Raw genomic sequence first — 15,830 nt, 5'->3', positions numbered from 1 at the left:
TACCTGATTTCAAGAGGATAGAACAACATGGCGGACGCCGACCTGGATGTCGTGATCCGGCAACTGGCCAGACAGCTGCATACGGGCCTGATGACCCGCGCCAAGGAGCGGCGGGATCGCTTCAACGGCCTGGCGGCCAAGGCCAAGAGCAAGGACGCCGCCGACCGCTTCAAGATGATGGCCAAGGCCACGCTGGAGCAGGCCACCGCCGCCGCCAAGCGCCTGCAGATGTCCGCCGATAACGTCGCCGACAGCTACGCGCGGTCGATGCGGATCGCCGCCAGCACGCCGGTTGCGGCCAAACCGGAGAAGAAGGCCAAGGAAGAGAAGCCGGCGAAGAAGGCTCCGAAGGCGAAGAAGGCCAAGGCGAAGAAGAAGTAAGGCGAGGTGCCTTCACCTCTCCCCGCTTGCGGGGAGAGGTCGGAATTTGCGTCAGAAAATTCCGGGTGAGGGGGTACAGGTGCCTCGATAGTCGAGAGTGTGGAGAGAGCCCCTCACCCCACCCCTCTCCCCGTAAGAACAGGAGAGGGAGAGAGACTCCCTCACCTTCTCGACGCGGCGATCGGGGTCGGCTCGGCGCTCGCGAGTTCGGCGAGCTTGGCGCGCGCGGCTTCGCGGGCGCGGCCATCCTTGCCGGCGGGCAGCGCCAACGCCGCCTCGAAATCGGCGCGCGCATCGTCAGTCTGGCCACGGGCCAGGAATGCCAGGCCACGGTCGAGGCGAGCCTCGGCATCCCTGGGATCAAGGCGGATCGCCGTGTTGTAACTCAGGATGGCGCGATCGAGATCGCCGGTGGCAGCGAGCGCGAGACCGCGCTCGTGATAGGGCGCAGCGAGCTTGGGGTCCTGCGCGATCGCCTCGTCATAGTCGGCGATGGCGAGCTCGAGATCGCCGTTCTGACGGCGCGCGAGCGCGCGGTCCCGATAGAGCGCAGCGCGGTTAGGATTGAGGTGAATGGCCTCGTCGAAATCGGCGATCGCCCGCCTGAAGTCGCCATGGCGCAGCGCGATCCGTCCGCGCCCTTCATAGGCAAAGGCGATCAGCGAGCCGCGCAGCGGCGAGAAGCCGATCACGGCCGAGCAGATGTCGGGATCGTCCTCGTCACCGCAATTGACGACCATGTGCGTGGACAGGCCAACGAGCACACACAGGACGAGCAGCAATGGCACGGCTGTTCTGGTCATCTTCGACGGCGGCCGGCATTGGGCCGGCCACGCATCCCCTTTCGAAGAAAGCATCATCCGCGCGTGGTAGCACCGGCTCTGGCGATCCTGTGTGCGCCAGCTCACAAAGCCGGTTTCAAATCCTGACGGGTTCCGTCAGCCCCAAGGACCGCGGGAAGGACCGCGTGGGGACGAACGCCCCCACGGGCTGCGAGGGGGATAATTCTCGTTGGCGCCGACCGACGGCGCGCCCCGCGTGCCGAGCTCGGCCGCGAGTTGCTGGAGCGCGGCAATGCGGTTCTGGGTCGAGGGATGAGTGGCGAACAGGTTGTCGACACCATGGCCCGACAGCGGGTTGATGATGAACATGTGCGCGGTCGCAGGGTTTCGCTCGGCCTCGTAGTTCGGGACCTGGTGCGCGGCACCCTCGATCTTCACCAGCGCGGAGGCCAGCCACATCGGTTGTCCCGCGATGCGCGCACCGAGATTGTCCGCGGCGTATTCACGGGTGCGGCTGATCGCCATCTGCACCAGCATGGCGCCGAGCGGAGCGAGGATCATCATCAGGATCGAGCCGACGATGCCGAGACCATTGTTGTTGTCGCGATTGCCGCCGAAGAACATGCCGAACTGCGCCAGCATCGAGATCGCGCCTGCAATGGTCGCGGTAACAGTCATCAGCAGCGTGTCGTGGTTTTTGATATGGGCGAGCTCGTGCGCGATCACGCCGGCGAGCTCCTCGCGGCTGAGCTGGCGCATCAGGCCGGTGGTGACGGCGACCGCGGCATTTTCCGGGTTTCGTCCGGTCGCGAATGCGTTGGGCTGCGGCTCATCCATCAGGAACACGCGCGGCATCGGCAGGCCCGCACGGCCCGCGAGCTCGGCGACGAGACCGACCAGCTCCGGCGCGGTCGAACGGTCGACCTCATGGGCGCCGTACATCGAGAGCACCATGCGGTCGGAGTTCCAGTAGGTGAAGAGATTGGTCGCCGCCGCGATGATGAGCGCGATCATGGCGCCGGAGGCGCCGCCGATCAGATAGCCGACGCCCATGAACAGGGCGGTCAGGCCTGCAAGCAGCATTGCGGTACGAAGATAGTTCATGGCCGTCTCCCGGGGCCGGCCGCGGCAGGCTGGAAGCGCCAGCGGGCCGGCAGACATGAGGTAGGGATGATCCCGGTCGGGGCGCAAGGTTTCAAGGTGCGTCGCGGAGCCGCGGCACTTGACCCAGCCTGAGCCCCCCGGCCACTATCGTTCATGCATTTCGAGATTCTCGGCGGAATTACCGAGGTCGAGACCTTCGCGAGCGGCTCGGGCATCCGCGAGGTCGCGCGGCTGCGACGAATTTATCGGCGGGGACGTTGGCGCAAGCGCAAGGGCGTCGCTCAAGTGATTATCCGATGGCTCTACCCATCTTGCCGAGTTACATTAGTATGAGGCCGCCGGCATCGGCCGCAAGGAATTCAAGATCAAGAACCTGCTCCGGGAATCATGACGAAATCGCGAAGCAAACAATTGGTGATCTGCGTGGACAACGAGGGCTACGAGACCTCCCTCGAGAAGCGCAAGATCTACGTGACGCTGCGCGATCCCGTGGCAGACAAACTTGACATGCTGCGGATCATCGACGAGTCCGGCGAGGATTACCTTTATCCGAAAACCTTCTTTCGCGAGATCGCCCTTCCTCTCGCTGTGAAACGCGCCGTATTGGCCGCCTAGCAGCGCCCTGCCAGCACCAGAGATGTCGATGCCGATGAACTGCTTTGGTTCTCGCCTTGCGGTCGCAATGATCGCGGTCTCGTTTGCCCTTCCCGCCTTCGCCCAGTTTGCACCGCCGCCAGCCAAGCCCGCTGCCCCCAAGGCGACGGCCCCCTCGCCCCGCGCCGCCTCATGCCACAACGGCGCGAGCTTCGATCGCTTTCTGGCCGAGGTGAAGCAACAGGCGGTCGCGGCCGGCGTATCGCAGCGGACGATCGCGGAGGCTTCGCCCTATCTCGTCTACGACCAGGGCATCGTCAACCGCGACCGCGGCCAGCGCGTGTTCGGCCAGCTCTTCACCGAATTCGCCGGCCGCATGGCCGCGCCCTATCGCATGCAGAACGGCCAGCAGCACATCAAGCAATATGCGGCCGCATTCGCGCGCGCCGAGAAGGAATATGGCGTGCCGCCGGCGGTGATCGCCGCGTTCTGGGGGCTGGAGAGCGACTTCGGTGCCAACATGGGCAATCTGCCGACGCTGAGATCGCTGGTGTCACTGGCCTATGACTGCCGCCGCTCGGAGATGTTCGTGAACGAGACCATCGCCGCGTTGAAGATCATCGACCGCGGCGATTTGCATCCCGACGAGATGATCGGCTCCTGGGCCGGCGAGCTCGGGCAGACGCAGTTCCTGCCCGTGCATTACGTCAACTACGCCGTCGACTATGACGGCGACGGACGGCGCGACCTGCTGCGCTCGGGAGCCGACGTGATCGGCTCGACCGCGAACTACATCGCCAACGGCTTGAAGTGGCGGCGCGGCGAGCCGTGGCTGGAAGAGATCAAGGTGCCGCCGAACCTGCCGTGGGAGAAGACCGATCTCACGGTACGAGAGCCGCGCTCGACCTGGGCGCAGCTCGGCGTCACCTATCCCGACGGCCGTCCGTTGCCGAACGACAATCTGCCGGCCTCCGTGCTGCTGCCAATGGGACGCTTTGGCCCGGCCTTCATGGCCTACGCGAATTTCGCCGCCTACACCGAGTGGAATAACTCGCTGATCTATTCGACCACGGCCGGCTATCTCGCCTCGCGCATTGCAGGCGCAGCCCCCATGCGCAAGCCGGCCCAACCGGTGCCGCAGCTGCCGCTCAACGAGCTCAAGGAATTGCAGCAGCTGCTGGTGCGTGCCGGCTTCAATGTCGGCAAGATCGACGGCGTGCTGGGCCAGCAGAGCCGAACTGCGGTGAAGGCGATGCAGATCAAGTTCGGCTTGCCCGCCGATTCCTGGCCGACGGCGGAGCTGCTGACGCGGATGCGCGGCGGCACGGCGCAGGCGCAGCCGGCGGGGGTGGTGCGGTAGAATTTTCGCATCGCACAAGCCGCTTTGCGCGATTGTATTTTTCCATGAGGCCCCCATGTGAGTGGCTCAGGTTTTCTCCTGAGATTTCCCATTCACAAGCGAGCCTCACATGTCCTTCTACGACGCCGTCGTCCCCGCCTATCTGCAAATGCTGAACAGCATGGTCGGACTGGTCACCAAAGCCGAGGCGCATTGCGCGGCGAAAAAGATCGACCCGAGCGTCCTGCTCGGCTCCCGCCTCTTCCCGGACATGCTGCCGCTGTCGAAGCAGATCCAGCTCGTCAGCGATTTCGCCGCCAAGGGCTGTGCGCGGCTCACCCACAGCGAGGTGCCCTCGACGCCCGACACCGAAACGAGCTTTGCGGAATTGAAGCAGCGGCTGGCGAAGACCGTCGACTATGTGAAGTCGTTCAAGCCGGAGCAATTCGACGGCGCGGATTCCAAGGACGTCACCTTCCCGACTGGACCTGATAAGACCACGACTCTGAAGGGCCAGCAGTTTCTGAGCGCGTTCTCGCTGCCGAACTTCTATTTCCACTGCGCGACCGCCCACGGCATCCTGCGTCATAATGGCATCGAAATCGGCAAGCGCGATTTCATGGGCTTGAGCTGATTTGCCAAGTCGCACGCGGCAGTCAAAATCCGCTGCCGCGACCGGAATTGCACATGAATTATGCTACGCGGTCGCCGCCGCGTAGCTCGCCTGCACTTTCCGTATGGCTCATCCCTTGCGCCTGATGTCGCGATGCACAAGTGTTCCTGACCTTTCACCGTCTGGAACATCCGAAAATGAGCCGTTCGACCAAATTGTTTGAGACCTACAAACTCGGCCCGATCACGCTGGCCAACCGCCTCGTCATGGCGCCGCTGACGCGCAACCGCGCCGTGCCCGGCACCTTCGTACCCGGCGCGCTCGCCGCCGACTATTACGGCCAGCGCGCCTCCGCGGGGCTTCTGATCACCGAAGCGAGCCAGGTCTCGCAGCAGGGGCAAGGCTACCAGGACACGCCCGGCATCTACAGCAAGGGCCAGGTCGCCGGCTGGCGCGAGGTCACCGACCGCGTACACGAGCGCGGCGGCAAGATCTTCATCCAGCTCTGGCATGTCGGCCGCATCTCGCATGTCGATCTCCAGGCGAATGGCGCCGCCCCGGTGGCGCCGAGCGCGATCCGCGCCAAGGGCAAGACCTTCGTGAACGGCATCTTCGCCGACGTCTCCGAGCCGCGCGCGCTCGAGCTCTCCGAGATTCCAGCCATCATCGACGATTTCAAGCGCGCGACGAAGAACGCGCTGGAGGCCGGATTCGACGGCGTCGAGATCCACGGCGCCAACGGCTATCTGCTCGACCAGTTCGCCAAGGACGGCGCCAACAAGCGCAACGATGCCTATGGCGGCTCGATCGAAAACCGCGCGAGGCTGATGCTCGAAGTGTCCAAGGCCGTTGCGACTGAAGCCGGCGCCGATCGCACCGGCATCCGCATCTCGCCGGTGACGCCCGCCAACGACATCTCCGACAGCAATCCGCAAGCCCTGTTCGATCACATCGTCGACGGTCTCAGCGCGCTGAAGCTCGTCTATCTCCACGTCGTCGAAGGCGCCACCGGCGGGCCGCGCGACTTCGCGCCGTTCAACTACGCATCCTTGCGCAAGCGCTTCACCGGCGCCTACATCGCCAACAACGGCTATGATTTCGATCTCGCCACCAAGGTGCTGAACGCGAACGCGGCCGATCTCATCGCCTTCGGCAAGCCGTTCATCTCCAATCCCGACCTTGTCGAGCGGCTGAAGACGGGCGCAGCGCTGAACGACTGGGACAAGAATACGTTCTATGGCGGCGGCGCGAAGGGATACACGGACTATCCGACGCTGGCGGCCGAGCCGGCGGAGTAAGCGGCGCGCTCTCCGCCGTCATTGCGAGGAGCTCTCGCGACGAAGCAATCCAGACTGCCTCCATGGAAAGACTCTGGATTGCTTCGCTGCGCTCGCAATGACGGTGTGGAGAGAGCGCACCGAATGCTCAGAACAAGAATAAAGGCCGGGATCGCTCCCGGCCTTTCGTTTTGGTGACTCTCTACGCGCTTACTTGGCTTCCGCGCGCTTCGGGGGAGTGGCCGGCCACGACTTGATCAGGGTGTCGTAATCGACCGTCTCGCCCTTCGGCTTCTCGTTGGCGAGCTTGCGCTGGGGCGCGATGGTGCCGTCCTTCTCGGCCTTCGCGAACCAGTACTCCGGCTTCTCCTTCTTGTGCAGCTTCGGGCCGCAGGCGCCCTGCACGCCGGACTTCTCCAGGCGCTCCATGACGGAATCCTGAGCGGCCGCGAGGGCATCCATCGCCTGTTGCGGCGTCTTCGCACCGGACGACGCATCGCCGATGTTCTGCCACCACAGCTGGGCGAGCTTCGGATAGTCGGGCACGTTGTTGCCGGTCGGGGTCCACTGCACGCGCGCGGGCGAGCGGTAGAACTCGATCAAGCCGCCGAGCTTCGGCGCACGCTCGGTGAAGGACTTGTCCCAGATGTCGGATTCACGGATGAAGGTGAGACCGACATGGCTCTTCTTCAAGCTCACCGACTTGGAGATGATGAACTGGAGATAGAGCCAGGCCGCCTTGCGGCGATCCGGCGGGGTCGACTTCAGCAGGGTCACGGAGCCGGCGTCCTGATAGCCGAGCTTCATGCCTTCCTTCCAGTAGGCGCCGTGCGGCGACGGAGCCATACGCCATTTCGGCGTACCGTCCGCGTTCATCACGGCGATGCCCGGCTTCACCATGTCGGCGGTGAAGGCGGTGTACCAGAACATCTGCTGGGCAATGTTGCCCTGAGCGGGCACCGGGCCTGCCTCGGAGAACGTCATGCCCTGCGCCTGCGGCGGCGCATACTTCTTCAGCCACTCGAGGTATTTGGTGATCGAATAGACCGCGGCCGGACCGTTGGTGTCGCCACCACGTTCCACCGAGGAGCCGACCGGGCGGCAGCCTTCCATGCGGATGCCCCACTCGTCGACCGGCAGGCCGTTCGGAATGCCCTTGTCGCCGTTGCCGGCCATCGAGAGCCAGGCGTCGGTGAAGCGCCATCCGAGCGAGGGGTCCTTCTTGCCATAGTCCATATGGCCATAGACCTTGACGCCGTTGATCTCCTTGATGTCGTTGGTGAAGAACTCGGCGATGTCTTCATACGCCGACCAGTTCACGGGCACGCCGAGATCGTAGCCATACTTGGCCTTGAACTTGGCCTTGTAGTCGGGGTTGGTGAACCAGTCGTAGCGGAACCAGTAGAGATTCGCGAACTGCTGGTCGGGCAGCTGGTAGAGCTTGCCGTCCGGCGCGGTCGTGAACGACTTGCCGATAAAGTCGTTGACGTCGAGCATGGGGTCGGTGACGTCCTTGCCCTCGCCGGTCATGTAGTCGGACAGAACGATGGTCTGGCCGTAGCGGAAGTGGGTGCCGATCAGGTCGGAGTCGTTGATCCAGCCGTCATAGACGTTCTTGCCGGACTGCATCTGGGTCTGGAGCTTCTCGACGACGTCACCTTCCTGGATGATGTCGTGCTTGAGCTTGATGCCGGTGAGCTCGGAGAACGCCTTGGCCAGCGTCTGCGATTCATATTCGTGGGTGGTGATGGTCTCGGAGACGACGTTGATCTCCATGCCCTTGAAGGGCTCGGCCGCCTTGGCGAACCACTCCAGCTCCTTCTTCTGGTCTTCCTTCGACAGCGTCGAGGGCTGGAATTCCGCAATCCATTTCTGGATCACGGCGTCGTCGGCGGCGCGGACTGGCGCCGAGACGGCGAACGACACCGCGATGATGGCGGCGGCGCTGGACATGGTCAGAAAACTGCTCTTGGTCAATGGACCTTTCCTTCTCCTAAACTGTCGCATGTTGTTCCTCCGTTGCAGCGACAAACTTTTATACAGGCCCGGGTTGCCCCCCGGATCTGCCGTCCCTTCGCGGGCTTCAGACCGTGCGGAAAATGAGCACGGCCGTCACCAGCGAAATTCCACTTGCGAGCCACAGGCGCGAGATTTCAACGCCGTCCTCGCCGATCGGCAGCGTTGCGATCGCATCGGTGCCGAAGAAGCCGATCCAGAGAAGGTGGATGACGGCCGCTGATATCAGCGAAATGAACAGGCGATCGCCGCGCGTGGTCGGGATGCGCAACACGCCGACGCGCTCGGCTTCGGGATAGACCGCCGCGAGCCACGTCATCACGGCAAGCGTGCAGGCAAGCGCAGCGAAGAAGATCGCCGTCGGCAGTGTCCAGGCCATCCATGCGATGGATTCCATTGATGCCTCCTTACACGCGACCGAGCGCAAAACCGCTCGCGATGTAGTTGCGGACGAACCAGATCACGAGCGCGCCCGGGATGATGGTGAGCACGCCGGCTGCTGCCAGGAGGCCCCAGTCCATGCCCGATGCCGACACCGTGCGCGTCATGATCGCCGCGATCGGCTTGGCCGACACCGAGGTCAAGGTGCGCGCGAGCAAGAGCTCGACCCAGGAGAACATGAAGCAGAAGAAGGCGGCGACGCCGATGCCGCTCGCGATCAACGGCACCAGGATCTTGATGAAGAAGCGCGGGAAGGAATAGCCGTCCAGGAATGCCGTTTCATCGATCTCGCGCGGCACGCCGGAAACAAAACCTTCGAGGATCCACACCGCCAGCGGCACGTTGAAGATGCAATGCGCGAGCGCCACCGCCCACGGCGTATCGAACAGGCCGATCGCCGAATAGAGATTGAAGAACGGAAGCGCATAGACCGCGGCCGGCGCCATGCGATTCGACAACAGCCAGAAGAACAGGTGCTTGTCGCCGAGGAAGCGGTAGCGCGAGAATGCATAAGCCGCCGGCAGCGCCACCGAGATCGAGATGATGGTGTTGAGCACGACATATTCCAGCGAGTGGATGTAACCGGAATACCAGCTCTCGTCGGTGAAGATGCGCTTGTAGTGCTGCAGCGTCGGCGTGTGCGGCCACAGCGTCATCGTAGAGACGATCTCGCTGTTGGTCTTGAAGCTCATGTTGACGAGCCAGTAGATCGGCAGCAGCAGGAAGATCAGGAACAGCCCCATGATGAGGCGGCGGCCGGGGATCGAATGCATCAGGCCACTCCTTCCTTTGGCTTGAGCGCGGGCACGGGCTTAATCGCGGTCGCAGGCTTCGGCTCCGCCGCCGGCTCACTTTCTGCCTGAACCTTCCGTTCGACGCCCGCGTTGGTCATGACGGTGTAGAAGATCCAGCAGACGATCAGGATGATCAGGTTGTAGACCAGCGACAGCGCCGCGGCCTTGCCGAGGTCGAACTGGCCGAGCGCGATCTTGACGAGCTCGATCGACACGAAGGTCGTGGAATTGCCGGGTCCGCCGCCGGTGACGACGAACGGCTCGGTGTAGATCATGAAGCTGTCCATGAAGCGCAGCAGCACCGCAATCAGCAGCACGCGGTTCATCTTCGGCAGCTGAATCGCCTTGAATACGGCCCAGCGCGAGGCGCCGTCGATCTGCGCGGCCTGGTAATAGGCTTCGGGGATCGACTTCAGGCCGGCGTAGCAGAGCAGCGCGACGAGGCTGGTCCAGTGCCAGACGTCCATCACGATGACGGTGACCCAGGCGTCGATGTCGTTGGAGACGTAATTGTAATCGAAGCCCGCGGCGTTGAGGACATAGCCGAGCAGCCCGATGTCGGGACGCCCGAAGATCTGCCAGATCGTGCCGACCACGTTCCACGGAATCAATAGCGGCAGCGCGAGGATGACGAGGCAGGCCGCCACCGTCCAGCCCTGGCGCGGCATCGACAAAGCGACGACGATGCCGAGCGGCACCTCGATGGCGAGGATCACCAGCGAGAAGAACAGGTTGCGGCCGAGCGAGGCGAGGAAACGGCCGCCGAGATCGGTCGAGGGATCGAGCAATTCCTTGAACCAGCCGACGCCGTTCCAGAAGAACTGGTTGTTGCCGAAGGTGTCCTGCATCGAATAGTTCACCACCGTCATCAGCGGCAGCACGGCCGAGAAGGCGACCACCAGGAACACCGGCAGCACCAGGAACCAGGCTTTTTGGTTGACGGTCTTGTCCATCAGGCGGCTCCCTCCACCAGAAGGCTGTCGGCATAGACGTGGACGTGCGACGGATCGAACTTCAGTCCGGCCATGCCGTCCGCACTCGTGAAGCCGGCCGGCGCGCGGGCCGCGAGCTTGGCGTCGCCGAAGCGCGCGCGTGCGAAACGGATGCGGCCGAGATCGTCGAGACGCTCGATCTTCGCCGTGAGCAGACCGGGCGCGGGCGCGACGACCTCGACGAATTCCGGCCGCACGCCGATCTCGATCTTCGCGGCGGCAGACAGATTGTCGTAAGCGCGGTTGAGCGCGATGACGTGGCCGCCGACCCTGGCCTCGCGCCCCCTCACCTCGGCCGGCAGGATATTCATGCCGGGCGAACCGATGAAATAGCCGACGAAGGTGTGCGCCGGCTTGTCGAACAGCTCGGCCGGGGTGCCGCTCTGCACCACACGGCCGTCGTGCATGACGACGACGGTGTCGGCGAAGGTCAGCGCCTCGGTCTGGTCGTGGGTGACGTAGATCATCGTGAGGTCGAGCTCGCGATGCAACGCCTTCAGCTTGGAGCGCAGCTGCCATTTCAGCTCGGGGTCGATCACCGTCAGCGGCTCGTCGAACAGCACCGCGGCGACGTCGGAACGGACGAGGCCACGGCCGAGCGAAATCTTCTGCTTGGCGTCGGCGGTCAGCCGCGTCGCTTTGCGATTCAGATAGGGCTCGAGATCGAGCAGACGGCCGATCTCGGCGACGCGCTTGTCGATCTCGGCCTTCGGCACGCCGCGGTTCTTCAGAGGAAACGCCAGATTCTGCCCCACCGTCATGGTGTCGTAGATCACCGGAAACTGGAACACCTGGGCGATGTTGCGCTTCTGGGTTGACAGCGGTGTGATGTCCACCTCGTCGAACAGGATTTTCCCGCGCGACGGCGTGATGATGCCGGAGATGACGTTGAGCAGCGTGGTCTTGCCGCAGCCGGATGGCCCAAGCAGCGCATAGGCGCCGCCCTGCCGCCAGGTCATGGTCACCGGCTTCAGCGCAAAGCTCTCCTGCGGCGCGTCATTGCCGCCGTAGGAGTGCGCGAGATCGACGAGGTCAATGCGGGCCATGGCGCATCTCCTCAGGAGTTCGGTGCTGCGACGAGGCGGTCAGCCGCGTCGAACACGAAGACGTCGTTGGGATCGAGCACGGCATCGAGCGTCTGGCCCGGCTCGAACTCGTGTACGCCATGCAGCACCGCCACCCAGTTCGATCCGTCGCGGGTCAGATGCACGAAACTCTCCGAACCGGTGATCTCGGTCACCGTGACAATGGCGTGGAACGCATGGCGGTCGGCCTCGCCATTGGCGAGCGCGAGCTGATGCGCGCGGAAGCCGACGCGATAGGCCCCGTCGGCAAGGCCTGAATAGAGACCGGAGGCCGGCGAAGCGGTGCCGCCGGCATATTGCACCGAGCCGTTCTTCTTCTCGATGCCGACGAGATTGAGCGGCGGATCCGAGAACACCTGGGCGACGCGAAGCGTCTGCGGGCGGCGATAGACGTTGGTGGTCTCGCCCATCTGAAGCGCCTGGCCTTCCCACATGCAGACCGTGTTGCCGCCGAGCAGCAGCGCTTCGGTCGGCTCGGTGGTGGCATAGACGAAGATCGCGCCCGAGGCCTCGAAGATGCGCGGCAGCTCGGCGCGCAGCTCCTCGCGGAGCTTGTAGTCGAGATTGGCGAGCGGCTCGTCGAGCAGCACGAGATCGGCGCCCTTGACCAGCGCCCGCGCGATCGCGGTGCGCTGCTGCTGGCCCCCGGAGAGCTGCAGCGGCGTGCGCTTCAGGAACGGCTCGAGCCGCAGCAGCTTTGCGGCCTCCGCCACCCGCGCCTCGATCTCGTCGCGCGGCTTGCCCTGCACACGCAGGGGCGAAGCGATGTTCTCGTAAACGGTGAGCGAGGGGTAGTTGATGAACTGCTGGTAGACCATCGCGACCGAACGCTGGCGCACGTCGGCGCCGGTGACGTCCCTGCCGTTCACCACGACCTTGCCACTGGTCGGCTTGTCGAGACCGGCGAGCAGCCGCATGATCGAGGTCTTGCCCGACAGCGTCGGCCCGAGCAGCACGTTCAGCGTGCCGCTCTCGAGCGTCAGCGAGACGTCGCGGATGTGCGGGATCCCATCGACGGTCCGGGTCACATGATCAAGTGTCACAGTCATGAGCGTCCTCCCGCTTCCAGCAGGGGACTTTGCGACACAGCGCGGGTCCTGATCCAGTCGTCAAGCACGGCGATCTCGTCGGCAGTTAGTCGCAGGCCGAGCTTGGAGCGGCGCCAGACCACGTCTTCGGCGGTGACGGCCCATTCATTGGCGATGAGGTAGCGGACCTCGCGCTCGGTGAGCGTCGCGCCAAAGGACTGGCCGAGATCGGCGGCCGCCTTGGCATCGCCGAGCAGCTTGATCGCCCTCGTCCCATAGGCGCGCGCGAGGCGCCGCGCATGCTCGTGGCTGAGGAAAGGATAGCCACGCTGGAGCTCGGCAATCAGCCCGTCGATGTCGGACACGTTCATGTCGCCGCCGGGCAGCGGCCATTTGCCGGTCCAGCCCTCGCGCGCCTTCGCGCTCCGCAAGTAAGGCGCGAGCCGCTCCAGCGCCTCTTCGGCAAGGCGGCGATAGGTCGTGATCTTGCCGCCATAGATCGACAGCAGCGGCGCCCCGCCGGGCGTGTCGAGCTCGAACACGTAATCGCGGGTGGCGGCCTTGGCTTCGCTGGCGCCGTCGTCATAGAGCGGGCGCACGCCGGAATAGGTCCAGACCACCTCGTCCGGCGTCACCGGCTTGGCCAGATATTCGCTCGCCGCCGTGCAGAGATACTGGATTTCCTCGGGCGTCGCCTTCACCTTGGCGGGATCGCCGTCATAGTCGCGGTCTGTGGTGCCGATCAGCGTGAAATCGTCCTGGTACGGGATCACGAAAATGATGCGGCCGTCGGCATTCTGGAACATGTACGCGCGGTCGTGGTCGTAGAGCTTTCTGACCACGATGTGCGAGCCTTGCACCAGCCGCACCTTGGCCTTCGCGTTGACGCCGGCGCCGCGGCCGAGCACGTCCTCGACCCAGGGGCCGCCGGCATTGACCAGCGCCTTCGCCTGGATCTGCGAGCGCTCGCCGGTCAGCGTGTTGACCATGCCGACGGTCCAGAGGCCATTGGCCTGGCGGATCTCGGTGGCGCGGGTGCGGGTGCGAATCTCGGCGCCCTTGTCGGCGGCATCGCGCGCGTTGAGCACGACGAGGCGGGCATCGTCGACGAAGCAATCCGAATATTCGAAGGCGCGGCTGTAGCGATTCGGGATCAGCGGCTTGCCGACCTCGTCACGCCTAAGATCAACCGAGCGGGTCGCCGGCAGCAGGTGCCGGCCGCCGATGTGGTCATAGAGGAAAAGGCCGAGACGCAGCAGCCAGGCCGGGCGCAAGCCGGCATGATGCGGCAGAACGAAACGCAAGGGGCGGATGATGTGGGGGGCGATTCCCCAGAGGATCTCGCGCTCGATCAGCGCCTCGCGGACCAGGCGAAACTCGTAATATTCGAGATAGCGCAGGCCGCCATGCACCAGCTTGGTCGACCAAGACGATGTCCCGCTCGCCAGATCGTTCATTTCGCACAGGAAAACGGTATTGCCGCGGCCCACCGCGTCACGCGCGATGCCGCAGCCGTTCACACCGCCTCCAATAATGGCGAGGTCGAAAATACGCTCCAACAGACGCATCCCCCGAACGCCGCCCGTTCCTTCGGACGGCTACTTTCGCTTTTGATTAGATCACACCGCAAAACGAAAGCAAGATGAAAGAGAGGCGAGAGGAAGCGAAAGCGGAACTTTTTCGGGGGCAAAGGGGGCGCGAAAACGAGCAGCTTGGACGGCAGTCCCGGAGCACCCGTCACTTGAATAGCCAACCCGGCGGCGATATAGTCATATTAGTCATTTTGGTTCTTCGCTCATGACCGATCACAATACTGCTTCCGATACTCTTCCCACGGAGGACACCTGGACGTTGGCGAACGCCAAGGCGCGGCTGTCCGAGGTGATTGATCGCGCTCAAGCCGGCCCGCAGGTCATCACTCGACACGGCAAACCCAATGCGGTCGTTGTTTCCGCCGAGGAATGGGCGCGCAAGACCGCACGCAAGGGCACGCTGGCCGAATTCCTGCTGGCCTCGCCACTGCGCGGCGCTGAGCTCGAGCTTGAACGGGTGCACGACGCGCCACGCGACGAACTACCGTGAACCTGCTGCTCGATACCAACGTGCTGTCGGAGGTCCGGCGGCCGACGCCCTCCCCGCGAGTTTTGGCGTGGCTTGATACGATCGACGAAGATCGTGCATTCATCAGCGTTGCCTCGATCGCGGAGCTTCGCCGCGGCATCGCATTGCTGGAAGATGGCCGTCGGCGCACGGCGCTGGCTGCTTGGCTTGCCCATGATCTCCCGACACGGTTCGCCGAACGCGTCCTGCCGATCGACCAGGCGGTGGCCGAGCGCTGGGGCGACCTGATGGCGCAGAGCCGCAGAAGTGGCGTCGCATTGTCTGTGATGGATGGCTTCTTTGCGGCGACCGCGCTCGTCAACAACCTCACCCTCGTCACGCGCAACGTGAAGGATTTTGCGGCGTTCGGCGTCCCGCTGCTCAATCCATGGGACGACGTATAAGCTCTACCTCAGCCGCACCACCGGCGCGGCTTCCGGTGCCGCATCCTGGGCGTCGGCCGGCGCATCGTCGATGTCCGCCCCCTTCGGCATCGCCGCCATCACCTCGATGCCCTTGCTGTGGCAGATGGTGGCGAGACGCTCGGGAAGCTCCTGGTCGGTGACGAAGGTCTGGATCTGCGTGATATGGGCGATGCGCACCGGCGCGCTGCGACGGAGCTTGGTGGAATCGGCAACAAGCATGACGCTGCGGGCATTGGCGATGATGGCCTGAGCGACCTGCACCTCGCGATAGTCGAAGTCGAGCAGCGCGCCCTCTTCGTCGATCGCGGATGCGCCGATGATGGCATAGTCGACCTTGAACTGGCCGATCAGCTGCGTCGCAGTGGAGCCGACGACCGCGCCGTCGGCGCGCCGTACCGTACCGCCGGCGACCACGACCTCGATACGGGGATGGCGGTAGAGCAGCATCGCGACGTTGAGATTGTTGGTGATGACGAGGAGATCCTCGTGCGAGGTCAACGCGCTCGCGACCTCCTCCGTCGTGGTGCCGATGTTGATGAAGAGCGAGCAGCCGTTCGGGATCAGCGAGGCGGCGGCGGCTCCAATCGCCTTCTTCTCGTCGGCGGCGACGAAGCGACGCGCCTCATAGGCGAGGTTCTCGACGCCGGAGGCGATGATGGCGCCGCCGTGAATGCGGGTCAGCGATCTCCGCTCGCAGAGATCGTTGAGATCTTTCCGGATGGTCTGCGCCGAGACCTCGAAGCGGCGCGCGAGCTCCTCGACCATGACGCGGCCCGAGGCGCGCGCGATGTTGAGGATTTCGGCTTGGCGATGGGTCAGTCCGGTCACGGCAAGGGCCTCAAATCAGGAAGCTGCATGG

17 protein-coding genes are annotated in these 15,830 nt (G+C 64.2%); 7 read left to right on the top strand and 10 right to left on the bottom strand.

From position 1 onward, the window contains the following. Window positions 1-27: 27 nt before the first annotated feature. The gene (locus UNPA324_RS23345; protein WP_128916600.1) at window positions 28-381 is read left to right on the top strand and encodes a hypothetical protein; all 354 of its coding nucleotides are present in this window, start codon (window positions 28-30) and stop codon (window positions 379-381) included. Between the two features lie 161 nt (window positions 382-542). On the opposite strand, the gene UNPA324_RS23340 is transcribed toward UNPA324_RS23345, so the two are convergent. Then, window positions 543-1,184, bottom strand: a complete 642-nt coding sequence (locus UNPA324_RS23340; RefSeq protein ID WP_181769489.1) for a tetratricopeptide repeat protein — start codon at window positions 1,182-1,184, stop codon at window positions 543-545. A gap of 135 nt (window positions 1,185-1,319) precedes the next feature. Beyond that, window positions 1,320-2,267 (bottom strand): zinc metalloprotease HtpX, encoded by a 948-nt coding sequence (gene htpX / locus UNPA324_RS23335; protein ID WP_141936123.1) that lies wholly within the window; start codon window positions 2,265-2,267, stop codon window positions 1,320-1,322. A 387-nt stretch (window positions 2,268-2,654) separates the two neighbouring features. On the opposite strand from htpX, the gene UNPA324_RS23330 reads away from it, so the two are divergent. The 4 genes from UNPA324_RS23330 to UNPA324_RS23315 all read left to right on the top strand — a co-directional run bounded on the left by UNPA324_RS23330 (window position 2,655) and on the right by UNPA324_RS23315 (window position 6,111). Continuing rightward, window positions 2,655-2,882 carry a hypothetical protein gene (locus UNPA324_RS23330; protein ID WP_141936121.1) on the top strand — a complete coding sequence of 76 codons (228 nt, stop codon included), beginning with the start codon at window positions 2,655-2,657 and terminating at the stop codon, window positions 2,880-2,882. Window positions 2,883-2,916: 34 nt separating this feature from the next. Next, complete coding sequence (locus tag UNPA324_RS23325; RefSeq protein WP_502705469.1) at window positions 2,917-4,221, top strand: lytic murein transglycosylase; 1,305 nt, start codon at window positions 2,917-2,919, stop codon at window positions 4,219-4,221. A 109-nt stretch (window positions 4,222-4,330) separates the two neighbouring features. Then, window positions 4,331-4,834, top strand: coding sequence for a DUF1993 domain-containing protein (locus UNPA324_RS23320; protein ID WP_141936117.1), 504 nt, complete (start codon window positions 4,331-4,333; stop codon window positions 4,832-4,834). A 176-nt stretch (window positions 4,835-5,010) separates the two neighbouring features. Then, window positions 5,011-6,111, top strand: a complete 1,101-nt coding sequence (locus UNPA324_RS23315) for an alkene reductase (protein WP_141936115.1) — start codon at window positions 5,011-5,013, stop codon at window positions 6,109-6,111. 189 nt (window positions 6,112-6,300) lie between these two features. Here the strand turns inward: UNPA324_RS23315 and UNPA324_RS23310 are convergent, their stop codons facing one another. The 7 genes from UNPA324_RS23310 to glpD all read right to left on the bottom strand — a co-directional run bounded on the left by UNPA324_RS23310 (window position 6,301) and on the right by glpD (window position 14,014). Next, window positions 6,301-8,043, bottom strand: coding sequence for an ABC transporter substrate-binding protein (locus UNPA324_RS23310; RefSeq protein WP_164935934.1), 1,743 nt, complete (start codon window positions 8,041-8,043; stop codon window positions 6,301-6,303). Between the two features lie 130 nt (window positions 8,044-8,173). Beyond that, window positions 8,174-8,503 (bottom strand): DUF2160 domain-containing protein, encoded by a 330-nt coding sequence (locus UNPA324_RS23305; RefSeq protein WP_128916593.1) that lies wholly within the window; start codon window positions 8,501-8,503, stop codon window positions 8,174-8,176. A gap of 10 nt (window positions 8,504-8,513) precedes the next feature. Next, complete coding sequence (locus UNPA324_RS23300) at window positions 8,514-9,320, bottom strand: carbohydrate ABC transporter permease (RefSeq protein WP_128916592.1); 807 nt, start codon at window positions 9,318-9,320, stop codon at window positions 8,514-8,516. Next, window positions 9,320-10,294 (bottom strand): carbohydrate ABC transporter permease, encoded by a 975-nt coding sequence (locus UNPA324_RS23295; RefSeq protein WP_128916591.1) that lies wholly within the window; start codon window positions 10,292-10,294, stop codon window positions 9,320-9,322. Before UNPA324_RS23295 ends, UNPA324_RS23300 begins: the two co-directional genes overlap by 1 nt. Next, window positions 10,294-11,379 carry an ABC transporter ATP-binding protein gene (locus tag UNPA324_RS23290; RefSeq protein ID WP_128916590.1) on the bottom strand — a complete coding sequence of 362 codons (1,086 nt, stop codon included), beginning with the start codon at window positions 11,377-11,379 and terminating at the stop codon, window positions 10,294-10,296. Before UNPA324_RS23290 ends, UNPA324_RS23295 begins: the two co-directional genes overlap by 1 nt. An 11-nt stretch (window positions 11,380-11,390) precedes the next feature. Then, window positions 11,391-12,467 (bottom strand): ABC transporter ATP-binding protein, encoded by a 1,077-nt coding sequence (locus UNPA324_RS23285; RefSeq protein ID WP_141936113.1) that lies wholly within the window; start codon window positions 12,465-12,467, stop codon window positions 11,391-11,393. Beyond that, complete coding sequence (gene glpD, locus UNPA324_RS23280; protein WP_128916588.1) at window positions 12,464-14,014, bottom strand: glycerol-3-phosphate dehydrogenase; 1,551 nt, start codon at window positions 14,012-14,014, stop codon at window positions 12,464-12,466. Before glpD ends, UNPA324_RS23285 begins: the two co-directional genes overlap by 4 nt. Before the next feature lie 229 nt (window positions 14,015-14,243). Between glpD and UNPA324_RS23275 the strand changes: the two genes are divergently transcribed. Together UNPA324_RS23275 and UNPA324_RS23270 are read left to right on the top strand one after the other, a co-directional pair. Then, window positions 14,244-14,528: a type II toxin-antitoxin system Phd/YefM family antitoxin gene (locus UNPA324_RS23275; RefSeq protein ID WP_128916587.1), complete on the top strand. Its 285-nt coding sequence runs from the start codon at window positions 14,244-14,246 to the stop codon at window positions 14,526-14,528. Then, the gene (locus UNPA324_RS23270; protein WP_128916586.1) at window positions 14,525-14,950 is read left to right on the top strand and encodes a type II toxin-antitoxin system VapC family toxin; all 426 of its coding nucleotides are present in this window, start codon (window positions 14,525-14,527) and stop codon (window positions 14,948-14,950) included. The genes UNPA324_RS23275 and UNPA324_RS23270 overlap by 4 nt, the downstream gene beginning before the upstream one ends. Window positions 14,951-14,953: 3 nt before the next feature. On the opposite strand, the gene UNPA324_RS23265 is transcribed toward UNPA324_RS23270, so the two are convergent. Next, window positions 14,954-15,799: a DeoR/GlpR family DNA-binding transcription regulator gene (locus UNPA324_RS23265; RefSeq protein WP_128916585.1), complete on the bottom strand. Its 846-nt coding sequence runs from the start codon at window positions 15,797-15,799 to the stop codon at window positions 14,954-14,956. Between the last annotated feature and the right edge of the window lie 31 nt (window positions 15,800-15,830).

It is taken from the genome of Bradyrhizobium sp. UNPA324 (assembly GCF_006658635.1).
GTDB classification, from domain to species: Bacteria; Pseudomonadota; Alphaproteobacteria; order Rhizobiales; family Xanthobacteraceae; genus Bradyrhizobium; species Bradyrhizobium nanningense.
Note: the sequence above shows the minus strand (reverse complement) of the source record. Positions and strands in the feature narration are given on the sequence as shown.

Coding starts and splice junctions, on each gene's coding strand:
- UNPA324_RS23300 (WP_128916592.1), bottom strand. CDS start 9,320: ATGCATTCGATCCCCGGCCGCCGCCTCATCATGGGGCTGTTCCTGATC.
- UNPA324_RS23305 (WP_128916593.1), bottom strand. CDS start 8,503: ATGGAATCCATCGCATGGATGGCCTGGACACTGCCGACGGCGATCTTC.
- UNPA324_RS23275 (WP_128916587.1), top strand. CDS start 14,244: ATGACCGATCACAATACTGCTTCCGATACTCTTCCCACGGAGGACACC.
- UNPA324_RS23345 (WP_128916600.1), top strand. CDS start 28: ATGGCGGACGCCGACCTGGATGTCGTGATCCGGCAACTGGCCAGACAG.
- UNPA324_RS23330 (WP_141936121.1), top strand. CDS start 2,655: ATGACGAAATCGCGAAGCAAACAATTGGTGATCTGCGTGGACAACGAG.
- UNPA324_RS23295 (WP_128916591.1), bottom strand. CDS start 10,294: ATGGACAAGACCGTCAACCAAAAAGCCTGGTTCCTGGTGCTGCCGGTG.
- UNPA324_RS23285 (WP_141936113.1), bottom strand. CDS start 12,467: ATGACTGTGACACTTGATCATGTGACCCGGACCGTCGATGGGATCCCG.
- glpD (WP_128916588.1), bottom strand. CDS start 14,014: ATGCGTCTGTTGGAGCGTATTTTCGACCTCGCCATTATTGGAGGCGGT.
- UNPA324_RS23325 (WP_502705469.1), top strand. CDS start 2,917: ATGAACTGCTTTGGTTCTCGCCTTGCGGTCGCAATGATCGCGGTCTCG.
- UNPA324_RS23310 (WP_164935934.1), bottom strand. CDS start 8,043: ATGTCCAGCGCCGCCGCCATCATCGCGGTGTCGTTCGCCGTCTCGGCG.
- UNPA324_RS23340 (WP_181769489.1), bottom strand. CDS start 1,184: ATGACCAGAACAGCCGTGCCATTGCTGCTCGTCCTGTGTGTGCTCGTT.
- UNPA324_RS23320 (WP_141936117.1), top strand. CDS start 4,331: ATGTCCTTCTACGACGCCGTCGTCCCCGCCTATCTGCAAATGCTGAAC.
- UNPA324_RS23290 (WP_128916590.1), bottom strand. CDS start 11,379: ATGGCCCGCATTGACCTCGTCGATCTCGCGCACTCCTACGGCGGCAAT.
- htpX (WP_141936123.1), bottom strand. CDS start 2,267: ATGAACTATCTTCGTACCGCAATGCTGCTTGCAGGCCTGACCGCCCTG.
- UNPA324_RS23315 (WP_141936115.1), top strand. CDS start 5,011: ATGAGCCGTTCGACCAAATTGTTTGAGACCTACAAACTCGGCCCGATC.